Source organism: Pseudomonas brassicacearum, from assembly GCF_000585995.1.
In the GTDB taxonomy this organism is placed as follows: Bacteria; Pseudomonadota; Gammaproteobacteria; order Pseudomonadales; family Pseudomonadaceae; genus Aquipseudomonas; species Aquipseudomonas brassicacearum_A.
The window spans coordinates 739,743-751,754 of the sequence record NZ_CP007410.1; the positions used below are offsets into that span (position 1 = coordinate 739,743).

At 61.4% G+C, this 12,012-nt stretch carries 7 protein-coding genes; 2 read left to right on the top strand and 5 right to left on the bottom strand.

Features of this window, described 5'->3' with window-relative positions; all coding sequences use genetic code 11:
* Nucleotides 1-12: 12 nt before the first annotated feature.
* Entirely contained in the window at nucleotides 13-3,978 is a 3,966-nt protein-coding gene (locus tag CD58_RS03130) for a dermonecrotic toxin domain-containing protein (protein ID WP_025211621.1), read from the top strand.
* Between the two features lie 82 nt (nucleotides 3,979-4,060).
* Here CD58_RS03130 and accC read toward each other — a convergent pair whose 3' ends face one another.
* The 5 genes from accC to gcbA form a co-directional block, all read right to left on the bottom strand.
* Nucleotides 4,061-5,422: an acetyl-CoA carboxylase biotin carboxylase subunit gene (gene accC / locus CD58_RS03135; protein WP_025211622.1), complete on the bottom strand. Its 1,362-nt coding sequence runs from the start codon at nucleotides 5,420-5,422 to the stop codon at nucleotides 4,061-4,063.
* 17 nt (nucleotides 5,423-5,439) lie between these two features.
* The gene (gene accB, locus CD58_RS03140; RefSeq protein WP_025211623.1) at nucleotides 5,440-5,904 is read right to left on the bottom strand and encodes an acetyl-CoA carboxylase biotin carboxyl carrier protein; all 465 of its coding nucleotides are present in this window, start codon (nucleotides 5,902-5,904) and stop codon (nucleotides 5,440-5,442) included.
* 48 nt (nucleotides 5,905-5,952) lie between these two features.
* Complete coding sequence (gene aroQ / locus CD58_RS03145) at nucleotides 5,953-6,405, bottom strand: type II 3-dehydroquinate dehydratase (RefSeq protein ID WP_003197425.1); 453 nt, start codon at nucleotides 6,403-6,405, stop codon at nucleotides 5,953-5,955.
* A 581-nt stretch (nucleotides 6,406-6,986) separates the two neighbouring features.
* A complete protein-coding gene (locus tag CD58_RS03150; RefSeq protein WP_025211624.1) occupies nucleotides 6,987-8,933 on the bottom strand; it encodes a methyl-accepting chemotaxis protein in 1,947 nt (648 codons plus the stop codon).
* A gap of 52 nt (nucleotides 8,934-8,985) precedes the next feature.
* The gene (gcbA, locus tag CD58_RS03155) at nucleotides 8,986-10,656 is read right to left on the bottom strand and encodes a diguanylate cyclase GcbA (RefSeq protein ID WP_025211625.1); all 1,671 of its coding nucleotides are present in this window, start codon (nucleotides 10,654-10,656) and stop codon (nucleotides 8,986-8,988) included.
* Between the two features lie 286 nt (nucleotides 10,657-10,942).
* Here gcbA and CD58_RS03160 point away from each other — a divergent pair, with 286 nt between their 5' ends.
* The gene (locus CD58_RS03160; RefSeq protein ID WP_025211626.1) at nucleotides 10,943-12,010 is read left to right on the top strand and encodes a DUF2333 family protein; all 1,068 of its coding nucleotides are present in this window, start codon (nucleotides 10,943-10,945) and stop codon (nucleotides 12,008-12,010) included.
* The last annotated feature ends 2 nt before the right edge of the window (nucleotides 12,011-12,012 follow it).

A 12,012-nucleotide genomic window follows, 5' to 3' on the forward strand; every position in this document is an offset into this window, starting at 1 on the left:
GGGAGGAATGTGATGGACAACACTGCCGAGCGGCAAACTAACGTGAACGGCACGGGGCCGGTATCTTCCCCGCAAGTGGCAACCGCACACACCATCTTGGAGAAATTGTCTCGGTGGCAGTCGGCTATCGACGCACGGCTGCGCAGCCAGATGACCTTGCTGGAGGTGCTGGAAGAGTATGTGTTGGTCGAGCTGCGCAACCACTATTACCACGGCAACATCAATCCGCATTTCATTGGCACCCTGCTCGACACGGTGCTGCAACGCATGATCGATCAGAAACCGCTGGCTAGCGATGAAGAACAGGATGCGCCCTACCGCTGGCCGGATGGGGCTGACCTGGGTTTTCCGGCTGAGCGCCAGGCGGTTATCGTCCAGGCGGTGGAGAGTGTCGCCTCGGGTTTTATTCATCACTACAAGGACTATCTGCGACGTCATTGGCGAATGGTGGAGCGCGACGCCTCGCTTGAAGCGCTGCTCAGGCACAAGCTCGATGAGCACATGACTGCAGTCGACCTGCTTTTCCAGCCTGGTCCGCTGGAGGGCCTGGGGGGCGATGAGTTCAGGGAGAAAATCGAAGCGCTCCAGCACCGCTGGCGGCAGATGAGTCAATTGACCGCATTGGCGACGACGCAGGAGCGCCAAAGCCTTGAGGCCATCGCACGTTTGCAATTGCCTGATTGGTTGCGAGGGCTAAGCGACGCTGATCGTAAAGAGCTGAAGGTTTTTCAGGACCAGACCTCCCAGGCCCAGGCGTTGCTGGACGGACTGCTCGATGGCCTGGGTTCGCGGCAGGCTTTTGCCCGGCACCTGGCCAAGGATTATGTCAGGCGTGCAGGGGACATGGACGTCGAGCCGGACAGCATTCGAGTGCAATTGCAGTGGCGAAGCGTGATGGGGCAGCCGGTGCAGACCCGTAGCCTGAGCGAGTTGCTGGCGGCCGGCCCCATAAGGCCGGACACCGTGTCGGTGTTCCTGGTGGAAAACGGCGCCATGCTGCGTAACCAGCCGCTTTTGCCAGGGTTCATTAGTCAAATGTTGGCGGATGTTGATGCCCCGGCCGGGTACTTGCAGGCACTGGTCGGCCTGTATGGCCGAGGGGATCTGAAAGACGCCATGCTTGATTGGTTCACGGCACGATTGCAGCAAAGTGCGTTCATTGCCCGTTGTGCGGGTCATTTGAAGGTGACCCACCATGAGGCTCTCAAGACTCTGTGGGAGGGCGAAGCTTCGCAGTCCGCCAGCGCTCTGCGGGTTAGCTGTCTGGTGCTTCCAAACACGTTGAAGTGTGCCGATTTGCTCTTGTTCTATCGCGAGGACCTGCAAGGCGACCTGCTGTTGTACGCCCCCGACAAACCGGATGGCCAGGAGTGGATCGAATTGCCCTCGCTTTGGGCCGTGAGCGTGGAGATAGGCGCCTGGACCCGTAGCGAAGCTGGTCGCGAGTACCTGCTGCAGCGGATCTCTCCAAGGGATCGAGGCGTGGCCCGGGAGTATTTTGCCCGCGTGGCAGACAAGCCGGCGACCTGGGATTCGAGCCAGGATCCCAGGGGCGCGGTAGCCGGTTTCAAGGCTTGCCTTGAAGACATCGTTGCAATGGGCCTGAACAACAACCTGGCACAGGTGGAGCTGGACGAATCGCCTCGATGGTACTCCGCCCTGCCGCTGGAGGCCCGGCGAACCATCAGCAGCTTGAGCCAGGAGCTTCTGGTCCATCAGCACGTGTTCAATAAGCAGCTGGAGGGCTACGAAGTCTTCGTGGATTTCGCCAAGCGTATCGTCACGCAAGCGATTGCCCCTTACATGCGCAGCAAGGGTGTGCTGGCGCCGGTCGATCCTGCAACGGTGCTCATCGACTACAACCCAGGGTTGGCGGACGGCAAGACGAAGGTCGCCAGCCTGCTGGATCTCGTCATCCATGGATATGACGACAACTCGGGTATCGACAATCCCAGAAAAGGTGTGCGCTCATCGGTGGGGCAGGACTTGGGACAGGTCCGCAGTGCGGAGCTTGCGTCCTATATCCGGCGGGCCTACGTGGGCGAGCAATATGCACGGGAGGTCCGTGCCAGGTTCCTGGATGCCAGTGCCCCTGAATACACCGCACGGCGCAATGCTTACCGCAGCCTGTTGCTGACCCGGATGGACCGTGACCTGCGTGTCGCAACGGGCAAATCCCAGTTGAGCGCGAACGAGTTCTGGTGGCTTACCCGCCAAGTCACCCTTCTGGGTGAGTCGGTGCCAGTGTCTGGTCCGGTGTATTTGGGGACCGTCGTGCAGCGCGAAGGCGTGATCAGGTTTTCCGTCGGTGGCCATATCGTGATGGGCGTCTACGTCTTCGCCTACTTCGATCCGAAGGGCGCTTATTGGCTGTACACACCGGACGCTCCGGACGGTGTCACGTTTCGCCGATACCAGGACTTTCCCGGGGCGGTCGCCACGCGCCTGCATGACTACGTGCTGCAGCGGGTCGCGCTCGGCGCCCGCGCGGCCGTCAGGCGTTCGTTGGCGGCGCTGGCGGCGGCGAGCATTGGCGTCGACACACTGCGTGAATTCAATCGGGTGAACGATATCCAGGCAGAATTCGACGCCTACATCGAGCGCGCTATCAGCGATGTGGAAGACGTCACCAAGAGTCGCGCCGAGGTGATCAGGCAGCAGGTCATCAAGGGGCTGCTGTTTGCGTCGGCTCCCGTATGCCTGGTTTATCCGCCCTTCGCCTTACTGCTGGATGTTGCCTTTGTTGTCGTCAGCGTCAAGCAGGCCGCCGAGGCACATGGGCAGGGCGACACGGAGGGGGCGTTGGGTCATTGGCTGATGGCCTCCTGGGGCCTATTGTTCGCTGCCTTAGGGGGCGGGACCCTTGCTCCGCTACTGGGGCGAGCGGCCAGAAGCTTGAAGCTTGTCGCGAAGCCCATGTCACTGTCCGAGCAGCGCTTGAGAAGTGTGACGCCGCTGATTGCCAAAGAGACCGGGCCGCTGATCCAGCCCATACGTTTCAAGCCGAAACAGGCGGTCGGCAAAGCGCCTGAGAATCTGGAGCTGGTAACCGGGGAGAGCATCTTCCAGGGCACCTATCGCAGCCCATCCAGCGCATCACAGCCGCACACTACTTATTACATCCGCAGTAAAGGCAAGTACTACCAGGTGAAGGAAGACCCTTACTTCGGTGGTTTGTGCCTGGTGGATGCCAGTCGTCCCGGTGCCTTGTACAACCTGCCCGTCCGCAGGGTGGGGAAGGGCAAGTGGGTACACAACGAGGTCGGGTTGAAAGGGGGCAATGATCAGATGCTTGTCCTCGGACGAGTGAATGATCTGCGGGAGGCGTTTCCCGGTCATGTCTTCCCGGATGTCTCAAGGGGTGCGTTGCAGGGCGAGGCCGTGGTGGCGAGGTTCAGCGAGGTCGCGGCGGATAACTATTTGTTCTCCCTGAACGCGCAGACCTGCGTGATCGCGTCGTTGTATAACCCGACCACCAAGGCAGGGGCCGTTATCCATTTCGATCACAATATCCGCGCACTGATCGAGCGCAGTCTGCGGGACGTGACGCGGCACCTGGGCGCTAACGCAAAGGATATTCGTGCAACCCTGGTGGGTGGCGACTGGCTGACGGGGGCTGACATTGGCGGGCGGGTCAGGTCGGCGATGCGGCGCCAGGGGCTGCGACCCACCTGGGATCATTGGTCGTATTCGTCCTGCTTCGGCAATACCTACGGTGTTTCACTGGATCTGCGCAGTGGCGTCACGACGGTATTCAAGACATCAGCCAGTCAGGTCGAACGCTACTACATACCGGTGCTGGCGCGGGCGAAACAGGGTTCTGATCCGGTGTCGGTGCGGGCTCGTGGGTTCATGACGCGCGTACGTAGCGAACCGCTGGTAGCCAATGCCAGTGGTGCTGTGCTCACCCCACAGGGGCGGCCAGCGACTGCGAAGCAGATCGAAGCCCACGCGTTCCCTACGGTGGCGCTGAGCTGATTCATTTGGCCGCTCTCTTGAAAAGCAGACAAAAAAAGACCCCGGCCAGTGGACCGGGGTCTTTTTTACATCACGTGAAACATCAGTGTTGGTTGCCCAACTTGTGTTCCAGGTAATGGATGTTGACGCCGCCTTTGCAGAAGCCTTCGTCACGGACCAGATCGCGGTGCAGCGGGATGTTGGTCTTGATCCCGTCCACGACGATTTCATCCAGCGCATTGCGCATGCGCGCCATGGCTTCCTCGCGGGTCGCCCCGTAGGTGATCAGCTTGCCGATCAACGAGTCGTAGTTCGGCGGAACCGCATAGCCGCTGTACAGGTGCGAATCGACGCGAACGCCATTGCCGCCCGGGGCATGGAAATGCTTGACCGTGCCTGGGCTTGGCATGAAGGTTTTCGGGTCTTCGGCGTTGATCCGGCATTCCAGCGAGTGACCGCGGATGACCACGTCTTCCTGGGTGAACGACAGCTTGTTGCCAGCGGCGATGCTGAGCATCTCCTTGACGATGTCGATCCCGGTGACCATTTCCGAAACCGGGTGCTCCACCTGAACACGGGTGTTCATTTCGATGAAGTAGAAACGACCGTTCTCGTACAGGAACTCGAAAGTGCCGGCGCCACGGTAGCCGATGTCGATGCAAGCCTTGACGCAGCGTGCCAGGACTTCCTCACGCGCTTTCTCGTCGATGCCCGGTGCCGGCGCTTCTTCGAGAACCTTCTGGTGACGACGTTGCAGCGAGCAATCGCGGTCGCCCAGGTGGATGGCCTGGCCCTGGCCGTCGGACAGCACCTGGACTTCGACGTGACGCGGGTTGGTCAGGAATTTTTCCAGGTAGACCATCGGGTTGCCGAACGCCGCGCCCGCTTCGGAGCGGGTCAGTTTCGCCGAGGAAATCAGGTCTTCTTCCTTGTGCACCACGCGCATGCCGCGACCACCGCCGCCGCCAGCGGCCTTGATGATCACCGGATAACCGACTTCACGACCAATGCGCAAAGCGGTTTCTTCGTCTTCGGGCAGCGGGCCGTCGGAACCCGGAACAGTAGGTACACCGGCGGCAATCATGGCGTGCTTGGCCGAAACCTTGTCGCCCATCAGGCGGATGGTGTCGGCTTTCGGACCAATGAAGGCAAAACCGGAGTTTTCGACCTGTTCGGCGAAGTCGGCGTTTTCCGCCAGGAAACCGTAGCCCGGGTGAATGGCGGTGGCGCCGGTCACTTCGGCAGCGGCGATGATCGCCGGGATGTGCAGGTAAGAGTGCGCAGCCGACGCCGGACCGATGCAGACGGATTCGTCTGCCAGGCCCAGGTGCATCAGTTCTTTGTCGGCCTTGGAGTAAACGGCGACGGTCTTGATGCCCATCTCTTTGCAGGCACGCAGAATCCGCAGGGCAATTTCACCGCGGTTGGCGATCAGTACTTTTTCCAACTTCGCAGGTTTCAACATCGAAAGCTCTCCGCGGTTCAAACGATGGTGAACAGCGGTTGGTCGTACTCAACCGGCTGGCCGTCTTCAACGAGGATGGACTCGATCACACCGCTGGTTTCAGCTTCGATGTGGTTCATCATCTTCATGGCTTCGACGATGCACAGGGTGTCGCCTTTCTTCACGGTCTGGCCGACTTCAACGAAGGACGGCGAGGATGGGGAAGACTTGCGATAGAACGTGCCCACCATTGGCGACCGGGCGACGGTGCCGTTGAGGGTTGGCGCGGCAGGTGCTGCTGGAGCCGCGGCGGCAACGGGCGCTGCTGCCGGAGCAGGTGCGGCGGCCGGAGCGTGCATCGGCGCCGGTGCGTAGAACTGCTGGGCCGGGGTCTTGCTGTGGCGGCTGATGCGTACGGACTCTTCGCCTTCCTTGATCTCGAGCTCGTCGATGCCGGACTCTTCCAGCAATTCGATCAGTTTCTTAACTTTACGGATATCCATGAATCATCAACTCCCAAGGGTCGGTCAGGGGCGTTTAACGCTTGTTGTTCAAGCTGTTGCCTGTTTTTCAAGCTGTTCCAGGGCGGCCTCCAGGGCCAGTCGGTAACCGCTGGCGCCAAGGCCGCAGATCACTCCCACCGCTACATCGGAGAAGTAAGAGTGATGGCGGAAAGGTTCGCGTTTGTGCACGTTGGACAAATGCACTTCGATGAATGGGATGCTCACCGCCAGCAGCGCGTCACGTAATGCGACACTTGTGTGCGTAAAAGCTGCGGGATTGATCAAAATGAAGTCCACGCCTTCGCCACGCGCGGCATGGATGCGGTCGATCAATTCATATTCGGCGTTGCTTTGCAGGTAGAGCAAATGATGGCCAGCGGTGCGGGCCCGTTGTTCCAGGTCCTGGTTGATCTGGGCCAGGGTCACGGCCCCGTAGACGCCCGGTTCACGGGTGCCCAGCAGGTTCAGGTTGGGTCCGTGCAGGACCAATAGGGTCGCCATCTGCTGTTCCTTGTTATCTGTGAGCAGGTGTCAGAACCCGGCGACTATGCCGCAAAGCCTTTATGACTGTCCAGTTCTCTGCAATAGCCAGCACGATGACCGATGTTTGCGCGAAATTTGTGACCCAGGTCTCTGATCCAGTCATACGGTTGGAAATCGCACCCTTGTGGGAGCATCAATTCCAGGGTCCCCCTCGAATCAATGTGGGAGCGAGCTTGCTCGCGATGACGCCGGCACGTCCGACATCGATGCAAGCTGACCCACCGCTATCGCGAGCAAGCTCGCTCCCACAGGGGATCTGAGGTGAGCATCAATTCCAGGGTTCCCTCGAATCAATGTGGGAGCGAGCTTGCTCGCGATGACGGCGGCACATCCAGCATCGATGCAAGCTGACCCACCGCTATCGCGAGCAAGCTCGCTCCCACAGGGGATCTGAGGTGAGCATCAATTCCAGGATTCCCTCGAATCAATGTGGGAGCGAGCTTGCTCGCGATGACGCCGGCACGTCCGACATCGATGCAAGCTGACCCGCCGCTATCGCGAGCAAGCTCGCTCCCACAGTGTTCATGCAGCCTGTGGCGCTAAACCCGAAATGCCTGCACGGCCGTGTGTAAACGTCCGCCCAGCACCAGGAGATTGTCGCCCTGTTCCCGCCCCTGTCCGATGCGCAGCAGGTTGTCCCCACCGAGTTGGTGAATCCGCTCGCTGTGATCGCGGATTTCGCTGACGGCGCCGCTTTGTTGGGCGGTGACATCGGCGATGCGCACTGCGGTGTCGGAGATGGTCTGGATGGCCCCGACGATTTTATCCAGCGCGCCGTCAGCCGCTTGCGCCTGGCTGGCGGTGGCTTCGGCGTGTTCGACCTGGGCGCGCATGCCGTCCACCGACTGGCGCGCGGCCAGTTGCAGGCGGGCGATCAGCGCCTGGATTTCGGCCGTGGCCCCTGCCGTGCGTTGGGCCAGTGACCGAACTTCCTCCGCCACCACCGCAAACCCCCGGCCCATCTCCCCGGCGCGGGCCGCTTCGATAGCGGCGTTGAGGGCCAGTAGGTTGGTCTGGTCGGCAATCGAGCGAATCACCGTCAGCACACCGCCGATGGTGGCCGATTCCTCGGCTAGCTGTTCGATCATTTGCGCGTTTCCCTGCACTTCGCCCACCAGCGCGTGCAGACCCGTGAGGCTCAGGCCGATGACTTTCTGCCCATGCTCCACGGCGTGCCCGGCGCTACGGCTGGCGTCTGCGGCCTGGCTGGCATCGCCGGCCACCTGCTGGATCGTCGCTTCCAGTTCACTGAGGGAATCACGGATCAGCGCCGTGTCACCGGCCTGATGCTCGGCGCCGCTGTGCAGTTCGCCACTCAGCTCGGCCAGGGCCCGGCTGCTGCCGGCGACCTGCTCGGCGTTCACGCGGATGGTGCCCACCAAGTCCACCAGATAAGCTCGCAGGCGATTGAGCGAGGCTTCGATGTCTTGCAGTTCGCGGTTGCTGGCACCCACGCGGATGTCACGGCTGAAGTCCCCTTCGGCCCAGGTCGACAGGGCCGGTGCCAGGTGCGTCAAGGTCCGCGCCAAGCGTCGCTGCAAGGTGTCGATGAGCAGGGCGATCAGCAGGATCAGGCCAATCATCACGCCCTGGATCAAGCGCACCTCTCCCTGGATCTGCCCATGTTGGGCGCGAACCGCAGGCTCCATGGCATCGATTGCCTGTTGCACCTCGGCGGTTTTCAGGTGCGTAGCATTGCTCAATTCAGTGCGTTTCTGGATCAGTTCGCGGGTCCGTCCCAGTTCCGCAGGGTAGCGACCGAGCAGGCTGTTGAGCTCACGCTTGAGGGCGATGCCAGCGTCTTCGGCGGCGGTTTTTTCCTCGGTTTGCAAACCCATCAGCGCGGCAAAGTCATCGCTGCCGGATTCGCTGTTGGCCGTGACACCGAGTAGCGGCAGGCCGTCCAGGCGTTCGGCTTGCGCACGGATACTGGCCACCTCTCGCTCGACATCGGCGGCCAATTCGCTGCGGCCACTGCTGACCAGTTTGTCCCGCGCAAGGGACAATCGACCCAGATGCTGCGATGCGGCGAACAACGGTGGCAGGTAGGCCGGGGCGCCATTGGCGTATTGGGCCAGTTGATCGAGGCTGGCGCTCAGTTCACGTTCGGCCTGCAACAGCAAGGCCTGTGGATCGCCCGCCAGTTTGCCGGCAGCCAGCAGATCGGTCTTGCTGAAGCCGTCGAGGTTCGACAGGCTCGGGCGCAGGGTTTTGGCCAGTTCCGGCGGGAACTGATCCAGATCTTTTTGCAGGGTTTCCAACGCCTGGGTGGCGGCGCTCAAGCGCAGGGCATCGCCGCTGGCCAGATAGTCTTCGATGTTGCGCGCCACGTCGCCCTGGAATTGTCGCGACAGGCCCAGGTAGCGCTCCATCAGCAGATAGGGGCGCTCCAGGGCGATTTGCGACCACCACAACGTGGCGCCGAGGCCAAGGCACACGGCAACTAAAAGAAGGGTATTGAGATTGGTCAGCAGCTTCAGGCGCATCAAGTGTCTACCGGGGGCAGAATCGTAAGTGCCTGAAGTTATTGCGTTTGAGTTACAGGTTTATGACCGAATCGGTCGATTCCGATGAAAAGGTGGCACTTTGCTTTGATTGCCGGGCGCCCTGCACCCGATTGCGTCCGGCGTGCTTGGCGCGGTACAGCGCTTCGTCCGCCTGACTGGCCATCATCAGGCTGTCGCAGTCATCGCTCATCTCCACCACGCCGGCGCTGAAGGTGCACCACAGATCATGGGGCTGGGCCGGGTAGTGAATCTCGGCAAAGCGTTGGCGGATTTCATCCAGCACCTTGTAGGCGGCATCGATGTCGGTATCGGGCATGACGATGGCGAACTCTTCACCGCCGTAGCGGCCGATGAAGTCGGTCTTGCGCAGGCGCTGCTTGAGAAACAGCGCGAGGCTCTTGATCACCCGGTCGCCCATGGGGTGGCCATGGCTGTCATTGACCCGCTTGAAATGGTCGATGTCGAGCATGGCAAAGCTCAGGGGCTTGCCTTCGCGGCGGGCGCGGAAGCTGCAATCTTCGAGCAGTTGCAGGATATGGGTGTGGTTATAGAGCCCAGTGAGACTGTCACGCACCATTCGCGCCTTGAGGTTGCGGGCCCGGGCGGCGCGGTTGCGCACCGTGGTGATCAGGTGCCGGGGCTTGATCGGTTTGGTCAGGAAGTCATCGCCGCCTTCGCTCATGGCGTCGAGTTGCTTGTCCAGGTCGTCTTCGGCGGACAGGTAAATGATCGGCACACTGACGTAGCGGTCATTGTGGCGGATCACCTTCGCCAGTTCCGTGCCGGTGCAGGCCGGCATGTACATGTCGAGGATGATCAGGTCGGGCTGGAAATCCGCCAGCTCGGCCATGGCCTGGATCGGCTCGATCAACGTGCGGGTGACGATGCCGGCGCTGTTGAGCAGGCGTTCGGTGTGCAAGGCCTGGGCGCGAGAGTCGTCGATGATCAGCACTTTGTAGGGTTCGTATTGGGCGACGCAGGTCAACACTTCGATCTTTTCCAGCAGGCTCGAGGCTTCGAGGGTGCCGGTGAGGAACTCCTGGCCACCGGCGCGCACGGCCGCCAGGCGTGTCGGGGTGTCGGTTTCCAGCAGGCTGAAGAACAGCAGCGGCAGCGGCTGCTCCAGGCCTTCCTGGGCTTCGGCTGCCAGCTTCAGGCCGATGCCGGGGCCGCTGAAGTCCACGTCCATGACAATCGCCGCCGGCAAGCGCTCGACCATCGAGGCGCGAAACGCCGCGACACTGTCCAGGGCCAGGGCGCTGAGGCCGAAGAACTCCAACTGTTTGGCCAGGCGCTCGGCGCGGTCATGGTCTTGCAGCATCACGTAGATGGGCTTGCGCAGCGGTGGCAGGAAGGTTTGTTCGAGTTGGTCGCCATGGCGCAGGCCGGTGCGGGACAGGCGCTGCATCAGGCGATTGATTTCGGTGATCAGGTGACTGCTCAGGCGCCCGCGATTGGCGTCTACCGCTTGCAGCGACTGGCTGATGCCCTGGGCAAGCTGGGAGTGCTCAGGCTGTTCGAAGCGCTCGGCAAAGCGCAGCAGGCGCAGATTGGCTTCGCTAAGCTCGGACAGATCGGTGCTCGACCATTCCGAGCGTTGCAGGCGCTGCCAGATCTCCAGGATCTGACGAGCCTGATGAATTACCCGCTGGGCAAAGTGGTGCTTGAGGCGCTCACGGCTGGGGTCTTCTGGCTCGGTCATATCCTGACTACTAGTTAGGGTGCATGCTGAGGTCGACTGGTGGCTCTATGCTAGCACCTCTTTCCCTCGGCCATATATGTCATACGTCAATATTATGTCTAGCTGCGAAATTCAGTTTGTGACCGGTTAGTCTCGTAGGCCGATGGCAACGCTTCCTTTATAGTGGCAGATCGATTGCCCTGTCGTGGCCGGCATGATTCGCGCCGCATTATCGCGTTTCAAATCAGGCACGATGGCGTAGGGTTGTGGTCGAACCGTGAACTCAAGTGATTGAAGGGACATCGCCATGCTGGACTGGAAAAACCGCGCGGGCAGCGCGCCTGAACGTGCCGCCGAACCGAAATCGGCCACCCGCAGCTACCTGGGTGGGCTGTTTTTCAGCCGGGCACTGGCCTCGCTGATCGGCCTGTACCTGCTGGTGGCCGTCGCCGTCGGCTGGTATTGGAGCCAGGAACCCGCCCTGTTCCCCGTGCAGCAAAATGCCCAGGCGGCAGCCGAGAAGGACGGTCGGCAAATGGTGGTGGGCTACACCACCGTCGAGACCCTCAAGACCGTGGCCGGGACGCTGCTGACCAAACCCGGCGGCTACATTTCCAATGATCGCTTCCCGCCAGGCCTGTGGATGGACAACATGCCGAGCTGGGAATACGGTGTGCTGGTGCAGGTCCGCGACCTGAGCCGCGCCTTGCGCAAGGACTTCGCCCGCTCCCAGTCCCAGTCCGCCGAGGACGCCGACCTGGCCAAGGCCGAGCCGCGTTTCAACTTTGATAACCGCAGTTGGGTGCTGCCCTCCAGTGAGTCGGAATACCAGGAAGGCATCAATTCCCTGAGCCGTTATCAGGCCCGGTTGTCCGACCCGACCCAGAAAAACGCCTTGTTCTACGCGCGCGCCGACAACCTGAACAACTGGTTGGGCGATGTCGGCACCCGCCTGGGTTCGCTGTCCCAGCGCCTGTCGGCCAGTGTCGGCCGGGTCAAGCTCAACACTTCGCTGAAAACCGAAGTCCCGGCCCCAGGCCAGGTGCCGCAGGTGGATGAAGAGGTGGTCGAGACCCCGTGGTTGCAGATCGACAACGTGTTCTATGAAGCCCGCGGCCAGGCCTGGGCACTGTCGCACTTGCTGCGCGCCATCGAGGTGGACTTCGCCGATGTGCTGGCGAAAAAGAACGCCACAGTCAGCGTGCGGCAGATCATTCGGGAGCTGGAAGCCTCCCAGGAGCCGGTCTGGAGCCCGATGATCCTCAATGGCAGCGGCTTCGGTGTATTGGCGAACCACTCGCTGGTGATGGCCAACTACATCTCCCGCGCCAACGCGGCGGTGATCGACTTGCGGCAATTGCTGAACCAGGGCTGATC